This window comes from Terribacillus jepli (assembly GCF_047228925.1).
Taxonomy (GTDB): Bacteria; Bacillota; Bacilli; order Bacillales; family Amphibacillaceae; genus Terribacillus.
The window spans coordinates 44,571-60,603 of sequence record NZ_JBFEGH010000005.1 but is presented as its reverse complement, the minus strand read 5'-3'; the positions used below and the strand labels follow the sequence as shown (position 1 = coordinate 60,603).

Sequence of the window (16,033 nt, the reverse complement as noted above, 5' to 3'; positions counted from 1 at the left end):
CGTGCCTCCTTACAGTTTCTTCGTCTTCACCATCGATGCTGTCTCATATCCCAGTCGTTTATATAAGTGCTGTGCAGCTGTGTTAGCCACAAAAACATTCAATGCTAGATTGCCGATGCCTTTACGCTTTGCCACTTCTTCTAAATGTGTCAGTGCTGCACTGGCATAGCCCATTTTACGGAATGCTTCATGTATATAAATATGGTAGATAAACGCCCTGTCCCGTTCTGCCTGGATGTTATACCATATAATGCCGACATTCTCTTTTTTATCTTCACAAAATACATGCCCAATGAATTGATCTTTTTTTCTGTTCTCTTCTGACAATGAATTGTTAAGCTGGATCTCTGCATCCTTAAGGGCTGCTGCTTTCGGGATACCTAGATTAGCCGATACATTTTCTGCATAGTTAAGAATTTCAAATTCAATATAATGATGCACCTCTTCCGTATTCATTTCTTTGAACATGACTGTCATATAGCTCATCCCCCATATTCCATATTTTTCTTTTTATTGTACAGGAATAGGTCCCTAAAGAGAACCGGCTCTTGGACATCCAATCGAGGAAACATCGATGGCAAGCTTACGAGAATAGCGCTATTCTTCCAAAAACAAATGCTTCAAATACCCTTCTCGATTTTGCAGGAACCCTTTTGTTATCTGATAATGCTCCGTCTCTTCGTAGCCTACCGATTGTATGCCTTCCTCACTGAAATGCAGAATTTCCGCTCCTGGGTATCCCAGTAGGATCGGCGAGTGCGTCGCGATGATGAATTGCACTTGCTTGGTTTTTTCCAAATCACGGATGATGCGCAGAAATGTCAGCTGCCGCTGCGGAGACAATGCTGCCTCCGGCTCATCAAGCAGATAGATGGCCCGCTCGCCAAAACGGTTCTGAAATAAAGAAAGAAAAGCTTCACCATGGGATTGGTGATGCAACGATTTACCACCATAGGCATGAAACGATCCAATTTCATCAATATGGGAAGCAAAATGATAGAATGATTCAGCACGCAGAAAAAAGCCATTCGTCACTTTCGGCAGCCAAGATAATCGGATATTATCCGCAAGCGCCGCTTCGGATGCTTCTACTTCATATGTATTGTTTCGTCCTCCCCCAGCTGTATTGAACCCGCATATATCTGCGATTGCTTCCATCAAAGTTGATTTCCCACTCCCATTTTCTCCAACAAAGAAAGTCACTGGCTTTGCCAGTTCCAGTTCGTCGAGTTGCTGGATTGCCGGGATAGAGTAAGGGTATGTATGTGGATGATGGCTGCTGTCCCGCAGCAGCTTCACTCTTTTTAAAAACAAATGCTCAGCTCCTTTGTTCGACTCTAAAAGCCAGATTGTATTGCTTTTTTCATCCGGTAAAAACAAACGTAATGATAGATCAACTCACCGATAAATAAAAACAAATAAGCAAGGAGCACATGCAGAATATCGTTTATACGAATCCACTCCAAAATCTTTGCCAGCACAACAAAAGAAATAAGCTACTGCCTGTCATCCAACCGATTTTCATCTGCTTGCTGTGGTAGGATAATCGCTCCATATCACTCAATCGACAACTTCTTTTCCGAGAAAAAACCAGCCTCAACATAAATCCTACTCCCACTACAAGCATTACATAGGTAAACGCAGACATCACTCAACCACCTTTTACATGTAAGACTATGGAGATCAGTATTCCACTTTGCTCTCTATCCTCCTGCATTAACTCTTCATTCCTGATGATTTTTCGAAATAAGCAGTTAATAACATAAGCCCTTCTTATACATTTTTTTGCCCCATTTGAATGGTCAGCTGTATATTTATATTTTCCCCGCGGATCAACCACCTGCTCAATCCAGTCCGCTAGCCTGAATATCAGCATTCCAGTACCGCAGCCTGCATCGAATAAGCTTCCTGTTCCAGCCAAGGAGAACTTATGGACAAATTAACACAATAGTATGCTGGGTAAAGCGGTCGGTATTTGGCGTAATAAGCAGCAGTCCCTCAATTTTTCTCCGTATTTGTTCATCCGACAGACTTCCTTTCAGATTGTTTCAACAATGGATAAATGAAAAATAACGGATAAATCAATAAATAAAGATTCATAACCCACCATGCTGGGTCAAAGTCCCCTATAAAAGACCAGTATGCAATTGCTTGCAGACCAGAACAAAAGGTGAGCACTAACGATATGAGTGCTACCATCCTCCATTGAGCTGCATGTTTCCGATACAGATACAGGCTGTACAGCCCCGTAACTGAAATGAGGATATCAAGCGGCAAGAACGACCAATTCCAGGCAATCGTCAGTGGATCATCATAATCCTTAAATGCCCAGCTTTTTGGTATGATGTGTAAATATGTCACAACCCAATAAATGATGAACCCAATATCGGTTACAAGGAAGAACGGTCTCAAGTATTTCATCGTTCCATTTCCTTTTTGCCAGTTTCAGATAAGACACCATAAAGCAAAATATCCACCAATTCGCATAATTTCTCCTCAATGCTCATCCGTCTAGCCTGCATTCCATTTTTAGCATATAGCTCATTTATTGCTCCTATGTATAAATCAATCAGTATCTCTGTCTGAATCGGTCTGATACTGCCTTCGTTTACGCCTTCATCGATTATTTTACCAACAGCCTCCCACTCTTGTTTCATAAATTCATCCAGCATAATCCACTGCTGATGATAATGGCGTTTAAGATCAAGTAACAGACGCATATCCAGTACACCATAACTATTAGGCAGCAATACCAGCAATTTGCGAAGCTTTTCACTGATTTGTAATGTTTCATCCATCATAATTTCTTGTTCCATTTGTTTTATTTCCTTCATCAACTGGGTGACAATCTCTCCAATCAAGCTAGCTTTGGAGTCGTAATGCTGGTAAATGGTTCTTTTACTCGTGCCTAAATTTTGGGCCAATTCTGAAATTGTAAATGACAGACCCCGTATTTTTAACAATTGAATCGTTTCTTCCATCACTCTCTCCCGCATGATTTCCTCCTTTTGGTACCAAAGATACTTTTATAGTACCAAAGGTTGTTGGCGGTTTCAAATATCTTCCTGTGCAATAAATACCATGTACAACTGTCAAATCTTTTTTTATTTAGCAGCGAGATTACTGCTGATTACATTTCTCGCCTTCAATCGGATTGTCTGCCTATTTCCTCTGATTAAGTCATTGGGAAAGATCTGGTTGCCGGATCCAAGCGAATGAAGACAACTCTCTCCTGAATGCTTTGAAAGGCGGAACGAAACAACGGAGAATCAATCGAAGGATAACGACTTACTCATAAGATGGAGGCGTGATTGAAATTCCTGCAGAACTCCTCCCATTGTCACATGACAATACCTTCCATCTGAGCTACTATAATACTTGTGCACAGAAAAAGACCGCCCGGTGCTGCCAACACCAATCGGTCTGTCCAGAAATAGCATGATTCCCTAGGGGATCTGCGCGAAAAAGAGGTAACCTAACCACCCTTCTCGAGCTGCCGACTCAAGGGTGGTTATTTTCTCCGGTTGTTTTCCGACAAGATCGCAACAATCAACGTCCCAAATCCGATCATCAGCTTCAACGCCTCTGCCACCGTCATTCGCTACACCACCCTCCATAAAGGAAAGAGTAATGCGCAAACCACCCTTGAGTCACCTATGCTATTGTCATACCATTATATCAAAGGTCAAAAAAAGCCCATATATAACGAAAGTCCATTTTTTACCATAATAAGTGTTACTATAGTACCTGCCTACTATGCAATCAAGATGAATCAATGCCGATGATGGATGACTATTGCCGTAGTGCACCCGAACCGAAATAAGGCTGCCGCACCCGAATGAATCCGGCGGTGCGACAGCTTTACCTGTACCTGTACTTGAATAAGCTTCCAGCGGTGCGCGGAAGCACGAATTGGACATCGATGATATCCTCCATCCGGTACTCTTATGAATATACAGTCGGAGTCGGATACTCCCCAGTCAACACCCAATTGCCAATATTTTTTCGTTTATATTCGATCGGATTATGAAGGGAATGGGTGCGGACATTTCGCCAAAATCGGTCAAAATTATTTTTCCTCGTAGCTGAACGGGCACCCATCACTTGAAAGATATTGCTCGTTACATTCAAGGCAACCTTGGTGCCAAAAGCATTTGCCGCTCCCGTCAAAAGAGCGGTTTCCCCTCGTTCCTCTTCTGTAAGGGAACGATCTTGCCCCCAAGCTTCATCTACCTTTCTACCGGCTTTTTCCACTAATTGAACTGCAGCCTGAATATCAATCCAAAAGTCCCCGTAACTCCGCTGCACAAATGGATCATCAATTGCTTTTTCATAGTCTGTAAGGTACCAAGGCCGTGATTTATCAATCGTATATCTCCTCGCTTCTTCCAATGCTCCCTCAGCAGAACCAACAAAAACATTCGCCAAAACAATTTGCGATAAGATAGCATCAAAAGTAGCTAAAGGGGTTCCTTTGGATTCCGTAAAATCAATCACTTCATCAGCTTCCACCACAACATTTTCAAACGTAACCGATCCGCTATCCGTTTGCCTTTGTCCCATTCCGTCCCAATCATCATTTATGGTTATTCCATCCCTGGAAGTCGGGATAATACCAAGATAGAAAGTTGTTTTTTCTGGATTGTCATACCATGTGATAGCCAAACGATCAGAATCTTTAGCACCTGTGCTAAACGTGTTATGTCCATTTACAATAAAACCGTCACCATGACTTTTTCCAATCAAACTAGGTTCGATTGGATTGGACGAGTTTCCCCAAAACCAGTTGTTTTTTGCTGATTGTGTATAAAAATACTCCTTTTGTTTCGTTGTACCCCCGATATGCGGCAAAACAGTTTGAAAGGCATGGTAACCATATAGATGACCAAGAGCTGCATCAGCTTTTGCCAATTCCCGAACAATTCTAAGAACAAGTGACCAAGGCTGCCCTTCACCGCCGTATTCTTTAGGAATGAGAAGATTCAATAGTCCACTTTCTCTTAAAGCATCTCGTTGTTTCTTAGCTGTGCCACCAGCTTTGTCCCGTTCTGCTGCGTCCTTGGCAAATTCTTGGGCAAGTAAAGTTGCAGTTTGCAGGTATTGCGTTGATTCATTTGCAGTTATGGTTTCCATTTAAATCTTCCTCTCCAGTTAATTTCTATTTAAAAAATCCACCAGAAAACAATTCTTCTATAAGGAGGAATCATTGCTCTAGTGGACTAGTCGACAACGCATAACTTATTATTTTTTCTCAAGCAAGCCTGGCAGAACTATCAAAAAACCTCTTCTAAATAGTAAGAAGAGGTTAAAAAACCGATCAATTATACTCTTCTTATCTTTCAAGCATACGCTTGCTGGAATTGGCACAGTTCTGTAAAAGTCTGTTGCCGAGGTATCCTTGGGCCAGTCCCTCCACCTCTCTTGATAAGTTTATTTAATTATTAATTGAAATATAAATTACACAAAAATTAAAGTCAATGCTTTTTGAATATTTTTATAATTATACCTTCATTTTGGAGATAATCCGGGTTTAAAAGTTGCTTTGCTATCTAATCCAATGCCTCTGCTGGGTATGTATTTCCTATGACAGAAGCATCAATACGGTAAGAAAAACAATATTTGACAAAAAGAATTTATGTGAAGATGGAACAAGTCTGAATCCGGTTTGACAAGAACCGAAGGCGGAAATGAATAAGTAAGCATCTTTTGCTCCAATAGTCACATGACAATCCCTTCCAATTGCGATACTATAATATTCGTGTACAGAAAAAGACCGCCGGTGCTGCCAACACCAATCGGTCTGTCCAGGAATAGCATGATTCCCTAGGGGATCTGCGCGAAAAAGAGGTAACCTAACCACCCTTCTCGAGCTGCCGACTCAAGGGTGGTTACTTTTTCTGGTTCTTTTCCGACAAGATCGCAACAATCAACGTTCCAAAACCGATCATCAACGTCAACGCTTCTGCCACCGTCATCCGCTACACCACCCTCCATAAAGGAAAGAGTAATGCGCAAACCACCCTTGAGTCACCTATGCTATTGTCATACCATTATATCAGAGGTTCCAATAAGCCCATATATAACGAAAGTCCATATTTTACCAAAGTCAACGCTACTATAGTACCTGTCAAAGTGTCCTAAAGGCAATTCTGCAGCAACTTCTTCCCCCGTATCTCATACCGTAAATCGGCCACATTATGAATGAACTTCTGATCATGCGAGACAAAGATTACAGTTCCCTTATATGCAGTAATAAATTGCTCCAAAGCTTCAAGCGCGTAGATATCGAGAAAGTTGGTCGGTTCATCCAATAGCAGAATATTATACTCTCCCAGGAACAACTGACATAAATGCAGCCTTATCGATTCACCACCGCTCAAGGTCGAGGTTTTTTTGCCAAGTCGGTACCTCTGAACTGCATGGAATGCAGCATGCTTCGCAGAAAAACCTCATCATGGACAGATCGATTTTTAACAAATTGCAGTACGGATTCATCCGTTGAAAATTGATAACTCATTTGCTGGAAATAACCGATCTTTGCTTTCGGAGAGAGAATGAGGCCTTCTCCATTCTCGACGATATGCCGTAACAGGGTACTCTTACCAGAACCAAGAACCGTTCCTTCCGGTAATCGCAATCTTTTTACCGAGAGGCACCTGAAAGCTGATGTCCTGCAGCAATACCTGTTCTTTCACTTTAAGCGTCAGTCGATCTGCCATAATCGGAAATTTATTATGCAATTCCAAATGGCGGATACGCGGGAATACAATCGGCTGTTCTCTTTGCACAGCCTCGACTTCCTGCAGCTTTTCCATTCTGTGTTCAATCGATTTGGCTGCCCGCTGCATTGCTTTTTGGCTCGTGCCTTTGGATTTCGTCTCAATGATTCGGTTTGCTTTTGACTTTGATTCCTTTTTGGACATTTTCCCTGCCTGGGTAATTTTCTCCGCCTTTTCATCTTGTCATGCGCCGCTTTTTCAAGTCGGCTCTTTTCTTTCATATATTGTTCATGCGCCTGCATTTGCTGCTCTCGCTCTAATTCTTTCCGCGCCTCATAATCAGAGTAATTTCCCGGATGGACATTCACTTTTCCATCAGCCACCTCCCATATCGTTGTGACAAGTTCGTCGAGTACAGCACGATCATGGCTGATAAGGACGAGCGCACCATAGTAATAACGCAGCTCCTCCAGTAAAAAAGCTATCCCATCTTGATCCAGATGCGTCGTCGGTTCATCAATCAATAACGACTCATAATAATGGGTGAATAATTGAGCGAGCTTTAGCCGCGTCTGCTCACCGCCGCTTAAATGCTGTGAATCTTTCGGAACCGCCAGTTTCCCTGCCAATAAAGGAAATCGGTGTGGACCAGCCAATCATCTTAGTCGGACATTCGTGCCGACCATAAATGATCCTATAGAACTTAAGCTCCATCCTTCGTATAGAATGTTTTTTCTTTATAGGCGCCTCCCCATTTTGCCGTATTTCCAGCAAACCAGTATAATTTAAGCAGGAACTTCTATAATTGAGGTGGTCATCATGAACTTTAATCCAGTAACAAACAAACGGTTATACATACAAATTTACGAACAAATCGTCGAGCAAATGAAATCCGGTGCTTTCAAAATCGGCGACAAGCTGCCATCGGAACGGGAGCTATGTGAACAATTCGGGGTCAGCCGGGCGCCGGTCCGTCAGGCATTGAGCGCGCTTGAGATGAACGGGTTCACCTTCTCCAGACAAGGAGAAGGTGTTTACATCAAGTCCTTGCCGGCCGATGAAGTTCTGTCTCCTGCCTTCCTTAAAAATGTCTCTCCAGAAGATATTGTAGAAGCTCGGATGAATATTGAACCGCTCATCGTGCGATTTGCGGCCATGCGTGCGACAAAGGAAGATTTGGCAGAGCTTAATGAGACAATCAAGCAAATGGAGAAGGAAACGAATGAAGGGGTATACGTGCCGGAAACGGACGAGAAACTGCATAACGGTATCGCAAAGGCTTCCCATAATGACTTGTTCATCCAATTCATGGCTACGATCAGCAATGCCATGAAGCAACAGCAGATGTGGACCTTCATCCGGGATCGGACGGTAACGAGACCTGACTTCCGCGGCGTGAATTTCCATGAACATAAAAATTTAATCGAAGCGATTGAAGATCGTGATGAGGAAAAAGCAGAGTCCTTGATGAAGCTTCACATGGATAATCTGTACGAACGTTATTGGAAAGTATAAAAGGAGTCAGCATTTGCCGACTCCTTTTCTTCATCATTCCGTTGCTACGCTCTCATCTCGGCATTCCAGGCATACCCCGTATAATACACGGCCGCCTTCCGGGCTGTCTGTCACATCAATCACATCTTCGCAATCCTGACAAATAATCGTTTGCTTCGAATTAAATTTCTCTTCCATTTTCTTCGCCTCCGATTGATTTTATTGACATGCACTAGCTTGATTTACCGAGTTTCTTTTCAGCAATCCTGGACACTGCTTTACCGGATTGCTTCACTAGAAATATTATGATGAACGAGCTTAGAATCATGCTTACACCGAGGAAAATCATACTCATCGTGAAAGAACCGGTTGTATCCCGGATGTACCCCACAGCATATGGCCCAAAGAATCCGCCAAGGTTCCCGATGCTATTGATCAAAGCAATCGCTCCTGCAGCTGCAGATTCTGTCAGGAAGGATGGCGGAATCGCCCAAAACGGTGAGTAGGCTCCGAAAGCTCCGCACAGTGCGATTGTCAGTAACACAAAGGACAAGACAATATTCGTTTCCGCTACATAACTGCTTGCAATCATCGCTACGGCGCTAGTCGTCAAGCAGGCTGCCACATGCCAGCGTCTTTCATTCTTTTTATCCGAATGGTTTCCTACCAGGATCATTGCTACCATCGCAATGGCATACATCAAGCCAAGCAGCCAGCCGAGCCCCTGTGTGGTGATGGACAATGACTCGGCCATCGTCTCTGTCACGGTTGGCAGGAACATATTGATGCCATAATAGCCAAACATCCAGCAGAAGTATCCTGCTGACAGTATCAGGACGTCCCGATCCTTAAGTGCCTGGGCAAACGTGTAATGCTTTACTTGCTGCTTTGCCTCCTTTTCTTTTTTGGTCACTTCCGAAAGCCAGTTCTTCTCTTCTTCCTTCAGCCATTTCACATCCTCCAGCCGATCATCCAGATAGAAGAAACAGATGATACCAAGGATAAGTGCTGGAACCGCTTCCAAAATAAACAACCACTGCCATCCAGCGAGGTTTAACCATTCAATCTGCATCAGGAACGTGGATAACGGTGCCCCGACCGCGTTGGCTCCGGGTATGGCCAGCATGAAGGCCGCAATGGCCTTGGCGTGGTGCTTCGATTGGAAGAATCCACTCAAATAATAGACCATACATGGATAGAAGCTTGCTTCTGCTACCCCTAATAGGAATCGCGCCGTATAGAACTGCCATGGTTCGGTTACGAATGCCATGAGGATAGCAATGATTGCCCACGAAACCATGATCCGGCTGATCCAGCGCCGTGCCCCGATTCTGGTCATGATCGCACTTCCAGGCACCTCCAATAAGAAGTAACCTAAGAAGAATATACCCGCTCCGAGACCAAATACAGCATTCGAGAAGCCAAGATCTTCATTCATTTGTAAAGCGGCAAAACTGATATTCACACGATCCAGGATCGAGATGAAGAAACAAAGAAACAGAAACGGTATCAGACGTAATGTCACTTTCCGGGTAGTGGATTTCTCCAGCATGTGCTGCTCCAAGATTATTCCTCCATTCATTTCAGATGACAGGCGGGGCTAGCGGCCCGCCCTGTTTTTTAGTCCATATGCGAGCCACCATTGATATCGATTTCTTCCCCAGTGATATAAGAGGATTCTTCCGAAGCAAGGAATGCGACGGCAGAGGCGATTTCTTTCGTCTCCCCTGGTCTGCCCAGCGGGATTCCAGATATGACTTGCAGTGCATCCTCCTGCGGGAGTGATTTCCAAATATCCGTATTCACCAGTCCTGGCGCGACACAGTTTACCGTAATGCCATCCAAGCCCACTTCCCGTGCCAAGTTCTTAGAGAAGCCGAGCACTGCCGCTTTGGATGCAGAATAATGCGCACCGCCGAATACACCGCCGCCCCGTTTAGCAGACACGGAAGAAAGACTGATGATGCGGCCGAATTTTTGTTTGCGCATCGGCTCCAATACCGCTTGTGTACAAAGGAACAAGCCGAACATATTCACGTTGAAAACCTTGGTGATGTCTGTAAGCGTCATTTCCTCTACCGTCACTTTTTGCGAAATGCCAGCATTGTTGACCAGAATATCAATCCGCCCGAATGCTTCAAGCGTTTTTTCCACCATGCTATCGACGGAAGCTTTATCCGTCACATTGACTTCCACTCCAAGTGCTGTTCCGCCAGCTTCTGTGACGACAGCTACCGTCTCTTCGATGCCTTCTTTATTCAAGTCGGCGATGACCACCTTTGCCCCTTGCTTGGCAAGTGTCAATGCAATAGTCCTGCCGATTCCTTTTGCAGATCCACTACCTGTAACGATTGCGACTCGTTCATCCAATTTGAACATGTTCTCCCGACCCCTATGCTAGTAATTTATTTGCTGTTGCGACAATGTTTTCTACGGTGATGCCGTTGATTTCAAGGAGCTTTTCATATGGCGCGGATTCACCGAATCTGTCCTGCACACCAATTCGTGCGAGCTGCCCTTTTCCTTCCTCAGCAATAACTTCTGCCACTGCACTGCCAAGACCATTCAGGATGTTGTGATCCTCGACTGTGATGATTTTTCCAATGCCTATGCATTCTTTTACTGCTTCTACATCAAGCGGCTTGATTGTGTGCATGTCGAGCAATTTAACTGATACACCGCTTTCTGCCAGCTGTCCTGCTGCAGTCATCGCTAAATGAACGGTGTCCCCATTGGCGATGATGGCAATATCATCTCCATCACGCAGCTTCTTTGCCTTGCCGATTTCAAATGTTTCGTTTTCGTCATAAATCATCGGGACTGCGTCACGCGTAAACCGCAAGTAAACCGGACCATACATCGCAGCTGCTTCGGCAATCAATTTGCGGGTGGAATGATAATCCGCTCCCATGATCACCGTCATATTCGGGAAGGAACGCATCACCCCCATATCCTCGATCGCTTGGTGGCTGCCGCCATCATTACCAGGTGTCAAACCGCCATGGGAGCAGGCTATTTTCACATTCAGGTTCGGATAACATACTTCCTGACGGATCTGCTCAGCCATACGCAAAGATCCGAACACCGCATACGTACTGATGAACGGAATCTTCCCTGTTGTTGCAAGACCAGCAGCGATACCCGCACCGTTTTGCTCGGCAATCCCGACATTGATATGCTGCATCGGGTATGCGGCGATGAATTTATCTGTTTTACATGACTTTCCGATATCGATATCCACCACATAAATGTCTTTATTAGACTCACCCAACCGGACAATTTCATCTCCGAACGCTGCTCTGGTAGCCTTTTTCTCAACTACTTTCTTGGTGACACTCATACCGGCAAGCCTCCTTCCAGTTCCTTCATCGCCAACTCGAATTCTTCTTTATCTGGTGCAGTCCCATGCCATGCAGCTTGATCCTCCATGTAGGAGACGCCTTTTCCTTTTACCGTATCGCACACGATACACTTCGGCTTTCCGTTCTTTTGTTTCGCAAAGGTATCCAATGTTTCCACAATCTGCTCCATGCAGTGTCCATCGATACGGGTTGTATCAAAACCAAACGCATCGAATTTCTTCTCCAGATCGAGCAATGGCATGACATCTTCACAGAAACCATCGATTTGCAGACGGTTGTTATCAACAAAAACGATCAAGTTATCCAACTTATATTTGGCTGCGGCCTGAACCGCTTCCCAAATCTGTCCTTCCTGGCATTCCCCGTCGCCAACCATCGCAAATACTCGATAATCTTTTTCGTCACGCTGCCCAGCTATTGCCATTCCGACAGCACAGGAAAGTCCTTGACCTAACGACCCTGTCGATATATCAATCCCAGGACATTTCTTCATATCCGGATGACCTTGGAATGGTGAACCGTACTGACGCAATTTGTATACGCTTTCATTTGGGACGAAACCTCGTAAAGCCAAAGCTGCATATTGAATTGGTGCAACATGTCCTTTAGATAAGACAAAACGGTCGCGATCTTCCCATTTTGGATTGGCCGGATCTACATTCATCTCCCTGAAATATAACGCAGCTATAACATCCGCAGCCGACAACGAACCACCTGGGTGCCCCGACTGTGCTTCATACACCATGGTGACTGCTGTTTTGCGTAATTCAATCGCATGCTGTTTCAACTGTTCGACATTCGTTTGCTGCATATGCCACACTCCTATTCCTAAGTGCACCCTTGTAAACTCATATACTTGTATACTTGTATTACAAGTGGTGTTGAAATCATCATAACCCCATTTTTAAATGGTGTCCAGTGTAAATGTTAATTTGATGCAAAAACCTAGATAGAATTGTTGCAAAATCACATGATAAGTACAAAAAAAACACAATCCTCTACACAGAATTGTGTTTAAAGCCAACAAATATTATTGCAACAAAGAGAAATTTTTACACTATCTGTTTTACCATCACTAGCTCTTCCCACATGACTTCTCCTGTCATGCCGAATCCTGCACTTTCATAGAGCTTCCTTGCGGTATGATTCTCCGGAACAATGCTTGTATAAAAAGAAATAGCTCCGTACCGTATTTTGATCAGATCGAATAGCTTCACAAGCGCCGCCTTTCCGTACCCCTTCCCTTGATGCTGCTTATCGATCATGAAACGGCACACTTCCACTCGCTTCGTTTCCTGATCTGTTCCAAACATCAGAAAACCCACTAACCTATCATCCACATAAATACCATGTGGATACCACTGCTTCTCATAAGCGGCCTGTGCAAGCGACACGGCGTTTTCAGCTACATTTTGTTTTTGTTCCTCAGTTACTGCCAGCTTTACACAAGCATGCCAGTTGTCTGCGTCGATGGCTCTTAAGGTCATTTGCACGATTGATCATTCCCTTCTATTATGGTAAATCTCATTTGACGTCACCCACTTCATGAATTGGCGGTAAGGGTAATATGTCGTACCATCCAACTCCATTTTAGGAGCATCCGGATGCTTTCTCAGTAGATCTGCCACCTCATCTCTACTCAAATTAAGATATGTATGCAAATCCTTCTCTTTGATCAAAGTAGGATATTCATCGTCAAAAAGAAACTTAGCTTCCGGATTCTTGAAATTCTTTAATCCATTACCGATGAAATAGCCAAATGCTGCCAGACCAACACCAATCCAGAAGAAATCCATTTCTATGTTCATTTAAATAACCTCTTTCATTTTCCTTCTAATTTATAGATTTTAGGAATAGTACTTTATTCGTTCTTTAATAAATCAGAAAAACGATAACAATTGATGCAGCTTCGCAAAAGGATTAACAAGGCCATGCTGTACACTATCAATCCGCTAAAGCCAGAAATCCTTATTATCTACCTTTATAAGGAATAGTCTGTAGTTTGATGCCAACATGGCCACCACTATCTTCCGGATAAACGCTCCAAGTTGTTTTATAAGAAGTACTACGAAGTGGCGACGTAAAAGTTCCGAATCTTAAAGAGATTCTTCACTAATATTTCATAAGCAAATGTGATTCTACCCCTTCTTAGACTTAACTTTCATACCGTGCATGTCCTATATATAAACGGTATCATTAGTTACTTCCTAATCACGATATAGATCAATCGATGGGTGGCAACTAACACTTGCCCTTTTTGTGCCAGTCATTTTACTCGCTGAACTCTAAAGAAAAAATCTATCCTTACTCCAATGATACAATATTTACCACTTTTTATGTTTATATTCTTTTACTTTTATGAATATACAGTTTCCAAATAACTATAGAAAAAGCGTCATCTCTATGGTAAAGAGATGACGCTTTTTCAAGAATGATACTTATATGATTTGATACGTCTGGAACTTAATGAATATCATTCTTCCTAAAGTTCCCGCCCTTGACTTCTGCTACATCATAAATCGTGACAAAAGCTCCTTCATCAATATCCTTGATGATTTCCTTCAGTTTACTTTCCTCCAGACGGTTGATGACACATGTGATCTCTACAAATTTATCATGTGTATATCCACCATATGCTTCCTTGTAGGTAGCACTTCTTCCTAAGCGGTCGCGGATGGTTTCTACCATCAATACAGGATCGGTGGTAATGATTTTGAAGGTTTTTGAACCGCTTAGACCTTCTTCAACAATGTGGATGACTTTGGATGCGATAAAGTAGGCGATTGCTGAGAGGATAGCTCCTGTCAGACCGAATACAGTGGATACGAAGATGAAGACAAACATATTAAGGAAAAGGATCAAATCACTTGTTCCAAACGGTAATTTACGGGATAACAGAACGGCCAGCATATCGATTCCGTCCACAGCTCCGCCATTACGTAATGCAAGACCCATACCGAAACCTAGGATGATACCGCCGACAACAGTAACAAGCAGTGTATCTCCTTCAATGATAGCTGGAATGTGGTGCATTACAACAGTTCCGATCGATAATGACGCGATTCCGATAACAGAATAAATTGCAAAGCTTTTTCCTATCTGTTTATAACCTAACCATACGAATGGAAGGTTGATAATAGCGATAAGTGCGCCTAATGGTAGTCCGGTTAATTGTGAAATGACGATACTGATACCAGTGACGCCTCCGTCGGATACGTTATTTGGGATCAAGACGGTTTCCAGGCCGTATGCTGCGATGAATCCCCCAAGGATGACGGCTAATCCTCGTAATAAAATGAATAACTTACTACGGTTGCGTTTTTTGCCCATAAATATACCTCATTCTAAATTTTTTACTTAATAAGTTTATCATAAGCAATACCGCCTCTGCTAATTCGCAATATTTTTTTCCTAAAAAAAAGACTACCTCCTCTTGGAAGCAGCCTCGTTTACTCATCTATACTGCCTGCATCCCGGCAGTATATTTCCCTTAAAACCGTAATGTAAGGTATGGAAGAAAGAAATTTAGTCAGCTCTTTTTAACTTTTTTCGTTGATACGTAGATAGCACTACCCCTCCCACTATAAATAGTGAACCTAAAATCTCTGCACCAGTTATAGGTTTGGATAGTAATAGCAATCCCACAATCATTGCTACAAAGGGTTCTAAATTAGATAATATGGAAGCCTTTGAAGCATCCACATGTCTAATGTTTTTATTCCAAATCAGTGTAGCAATACCATGTACAATAACGGCAGTTCCGATCAAAAAAGACCAATCCGAAATCTCAGTGCTGATTCGCAAGGGATTGTCTAGTAAAAAAGCAAAAGGAACCGACACAATGAGGCCAACAACATTTGAATATAAAGTGATGGTGAGTGGATCGATTCTATTGGAAAGAAGCCTCGTCATGATAATCATAATGGCGAATGTCATCATCGTTAAAACAATCCATAATAGACCTTTATCAATATGCAAAGAGGATAAATTTCCTTTTGTTACAACAAAATAAATACCTATGATTGCCACGATAGACCCCATCAGCATATGAATTGTTAATTTTTCTTTTAAAAAGATGGCAGCCAATACGCTAGTTAAAATAGGCGTGGTAGCTAAAATTAGCGCTGATGTTGTTGGATCGGCAGTTTGCAATCCTACAAAAAAAGACCATTGGTTTATAAAAACACCAATAACCCCCAGGAAAATAATAGCGAGTAAATCCGATTTTTCAACTCGTTTAAACTGTTTTTTATATAAGAATAATCCAACTAAAAATATTACAATAAATAAAAGTCTCAGCATGGTTAACAATGTCGGGGAAAAGTCTCGGACTAAAATCTTTCCGAATACAAAATTGCTGCCCCAGACCATTACACAAAAGGTCAGCCAAGTGTATGCTTTTAACATATTTCCATCCTTTCTACAAAAAAATACTAACTGTCCCATTCTATACTAACC

Annotated in this window: 17 protein-coding genes, 1 pseudogene and 1 riboswitch; of the genes and pseudogenes, 1 reads left to right on the top strand and 17 read right to left on the bottom strand. The window is 42.9% G+C overall.

Annotated elements, in window-relative coordinates:
• Positions 1–9 precede the first annotated feature (9 nt).
• The 8 genes and pseudogenes from AB1K91_RS07395 to abc-f form a co-directional block, all read right to left on the bottom strand.
• Complete coding sequence (locus tag AB1K91_RS07395) at positions 10–477, bottom strand: GNAT family N-acetyltransferase (RefSeq protein WP_413089134.1); 468 nt, start codon at positions 475–477, stop codon at positions 10–12.
• 120 nt (positions 478–597) lie between these two features.
• Positions 598–1,314, bottom strand: a complete 717-nt coding sequence (locus AB1K91_RS07390) for an AAA family ATPase (RefSeq protein ID WP_413089133.1) — start codon at positions 1,312–1,314, stop codon at positions 598–600.
• A 705-nt stretch (positions 1,315–2,019) separates the two neighbouring features.
• The gene (locus tag AB1K91_RS07385; RefSeq protein WP_413089132.1) at positions 2,020–2,421 is read right to left on the bottom strand and encodes a YvaD family protein; all 402 of its coding nucleotides are present in this window, start codon (positions 2,419–2,421) and stop codon (positions 2,020–2,022) included.
• Positions 2,418–2,996, bottom strand: coding sequence for a TetR/AcrR family transcriptional regulator (locus tag AB1K91_RS07380; protein ID WP_413089131.1), 579 nt, complete (start codon positions 2,994–2,996; stop codon positions 2,418–2,420). Before AB1K91_RS07380 ends, AB1K91_RS07385 begins: the two co-directional genes overlap by 4 nt.
• A gap of 515 nt (positions 2,997–3,511) precedes the next feature.
• On the bottom strand, positions 3,512–3,598 hold the full coding sequence (locus AB1K91_RS07375) for a putative holin-like toxin (RefSeq protein ID WP_413089302.1): 87 nt from the start codon (positions 3,596–3,598) through the stop codon (positions 3,512–3,514).
• 347 nt (positions 3,599–3,945) lie between these two features.
• Positions 3,946–5,133: an acyl-CoA dehydrogenase family protein gene (locus AB1K91_RS07370; protein ID WP_413089130.1), complete on the bottom strand. Its 1,188-nt coding sequence runs from the start codon at positions 5,131–5,133 to the stop codon at positions 3,946–3,948.
• A 196-nt stretch (positions 5,134–5,329) separates the two neighbouring features.
• Positions 5,330–5,431: riboswitch (SAM riboswitch) on the bottom strand.
• Between the two features lie 457 nt (positions 5,432–5,888).
• Positions 5,889–5,975, bottom strand: coding sequence for a putative holin-like toxin (locus AB1K91_RS07365; protein WP_280137069.1), 87 nt, complete (start codon positions 5,973–5,975; stop codon positions 5,889–5,891).
• A gap of 162 nt (positions 5,976–6,137) precedes the next feature.
• Positions 6,138–7,348: pseudogene (gene abc-f / locus AB1K91_RS07360) on the bottom strand (ribosomal protection-like ABC-F family protein); the annotation flags it as partial.
• Positions 7,349–7,538: 190 nt separating this feature from the next.
• Here abc-f and AB1K91_RS07355 point away from each other — a divergent pair.
• The gene (locus AB1K91_RS07355) at positions 7,539–8,234 is read left to right on the top strand and encodes a FadR/GntR family transcriptional regulator (protein ID WP_413089129.1); all 696 of its coding nucleotides are present in this window, start codon (positions 7,539–7,541) and stop codon (positions 8,232–8,234) included.
• A gap of 33 nt (positions 8,235–8,267) precedes the next feature.
• On the opposite strand, the gene AB1K91_RS07350 is transcribed toward AB1K91_RS07355, so the two are convergent.
• The 9 genes from AB1K91_RS07350 to AB1K91_RS07310 all read right to left on the bottom strand — a co-directional run bounded on the left by AB1K91_RS07350 (position 8,268) and on the right by AB1K91_RS07310 (position 15,982).
• The gene (locus AB1K91_RS07350; protein ID WP_413089128.1) at positions 8,268–8,411 is read right to left on the bottom strand and encodes a hypothetical protein; all 144 of its coding nucleotides are present in this window, start codon (positions 8,409–8,411) and stop codon (positions 8,268–8,270) included.
• Positions 8,412–8,445: 34 nt separating this feature from the next.
• The gene (locus tag AB1K91_RS07345) at positions 8,446–9,777 is read right to left on the bottom strand and encodes an MFS transporter (protein WP_413089127.1); all 1,332 of its coding nucleotides are present in this window, start codon (positions 9,775–9,777) and stop codon (positions 8,446–8,448) included.
• A 56-nt stretch (positions 9,778–9,833) separates the two neighbouring features.
• Positions 9,834–10,592 carry an SDR family NAD(P)-dependent oxidoreductase gene (locus tag AB1K91_RS07340; protein WP_413089126.1) on the bottom strand — a complete coding sequence of 253 codons (759 nt, stop codon included), beginning with the start codon at positions 10,590–10,592 and terminating at the stop codon, positions 9,834–9,836.
• Positions 10,593–10,605: 13 nt separating this feature from the next.
• Positions 10,606–11,553, bottom strand: a complete 948-nt coding sequence (locus AB1K91_RS07335) for a transketolase family protein (RefSeq protein ID WP_413089125.1) — start codon at positions 11,551–11,553, stop codon at positions 10,606–10,608.
• Positions 11,550–12,386: a transketolase gene (locus AB1K91_RS07330; protein WP_413089124.1), complete on the bottom strand. Its 837-nt coding sequence runs from the start codon at positions 12,384–12,386 to the stop codon at positions 11,550–11,552. Before AB1K91_RS07330 ends, AB1K91_RS07335 begins: the two co-directional genes overlap by 4 nt.
• Positions 12,387–12,627: 241 nt before the next feature.
• Positions 12,628–13,062: a GNAT family N-acetyltransferase gene (locus AB1K91_RS07325; RefSeq protein ID WP_413089299.1), complete on the bottom strand. Its 435-nt coding sequence runs from the start codon at positions 13,060–13,062 to the stop codon at positions 12,628–12,630.
• A gap of 12 nt (positions 13,063–13,074) precedes the next feature.
• On the bottom strand, positions 13,075–13,377 hold the full coding sequence (locus AB1K91_RS07320) for a DNA-binding protein (protein ID WP_093727381.1): 303 nt from the start codon (positions 13,375–13,377) through the stop codon (positions 13,075–13,077).
• Between the two features lie 661 nt (positions 13,378–14,038).
• Positions 14,039–14,905, bottom strand: a complete 867-nt coding sequence (locus AB1K91_RS07315) for a YitT family protein (protein ID WP_413089123.1) — start codon at positions 14,903–14,905, stop codon at positions 14,039–14,041.
• 195 nt (positions 14,906–15,100) lie between these two features.
• Positions 15,101–15,982 (bottom strand): DMT family transporter, encoded by an 882-nt coding sequence (locus AB1K91_RS07310; protein WP_413089122.1) that lies wholly within the window; start codon positions 15,980–15,982, stop codon positions 15,101–15,103.
• Between the last annotated feature and the right edge of the window lie 51 nt (positions 15,983–16,033).

What these genes read in the sequence shown, in the direction of transcription:
- AB1K91_RS07395 (WP_413089134.1), bottom strand. Translation starts at nt 477, where the DNA reads ATGACAGTCATGTTCAAAGAAATGAATACGGAAGAGGTGCATCATTAT.
- AB1K91_RS07385 (WP_413089132.1), bottom strand. Translation starts at nt 2,421, where the DNA reads ATGAAATACTTGAGACCGTTCTTCCTTGTAACCGATATTGGGTTCATC.
- AB1K91_RS07380 (WP_413089131.1), bottom strand. Translation starts at nt 2,996, where the DNA reads ATGCGGGAGAGAGTGATGGAAGAAACGATTCAATTGTTAAAAATACGG.
- AB1K91_RS07375 (WP_413089302.1), bottom strand. Translation starts at nt 3,598, where the DNA reads ATGACGGTGGCAGAGGCGTTGAAGCTGATGATCGGATTTGGGACGTTG.
- AB1K91_RS07370 (WP_413089130.1), bottom strand. Translation starts at nt 5,133, where the DNA reads ATGGAAACCATAACTGCAAATGAATCAACGCAATACCTGCAAACTGCA.
- AB1K91_RS07365 (WP_280137069.1), bottom strand. Translation starts at nt 5,975, where the DNA reads ATGACGGTGGCAGAAGCGTTGACGTTGATGATCGGTTTTGGAACGTTG.
- AB1K91_RS07355 (WP_413089129.1), top strand. Translation starts at nt 7,539, where the DNA reads ATGAACTTTAATCCAGTAACAAACAAACGGTTATACATACAAATTTAC.
- AB1K91_RS07350 (WP_413089128.1), bottom strand. Translation starts at nt 8,411, where the DNA reads ATGGAAGAGAAATTTAATTCGAAGCAAACGATTATTTGTCAGGATTGC.
- AB1K91_RS07340 (WP_413089126.1), bottom strand. Translation starts at nt 10,592, where the DNA reads ATGTTCAAATTGGATGAACGAGTCGCAATCGTTACAGGTAGTGGATCT.
- AB1K91_RS07335 (WP_413089125.1), bottom strand. Translation starts at nt 11,553, where the DNA reads ATGAGTGTCACCAAGAAAGTAGTTGAGAAAAAGGCTACCAGAGCAGCG.
- AB1K91_RS07330 (WP_413089124.1), bottom strand. Translation starts at nt 12,386, where the DNA reads ATGCAGCAAACGAATGTCGAACAGTTGAAACAGCATGCGATTGAATTA.
- AB1K91_RS07325 (WP_413089299.1), bottom strand. Translation starts at nt 13,062, where the DNA reads ATGACCTTAAGAGCCATCGACGCAGACAACTGGCATGCTTGTGTAAAG.
- AB1K91_RS07315 (WP_413089123.1), bottom strand. Translation starts at nt 14,905, where the DNA reads ATGGGCAAAAAACGCAACCGTAGTAAGTTATTCATTTTATTACGAGGA.
- AB1K91_RS07310 (WP_413089122.1), bottom strand. Translation starts at nt 15,982, where the DNA reads ATGTTAAAAGCATACACTTGGCTGACCTTTTGTGTAATGGTCTGGGGC.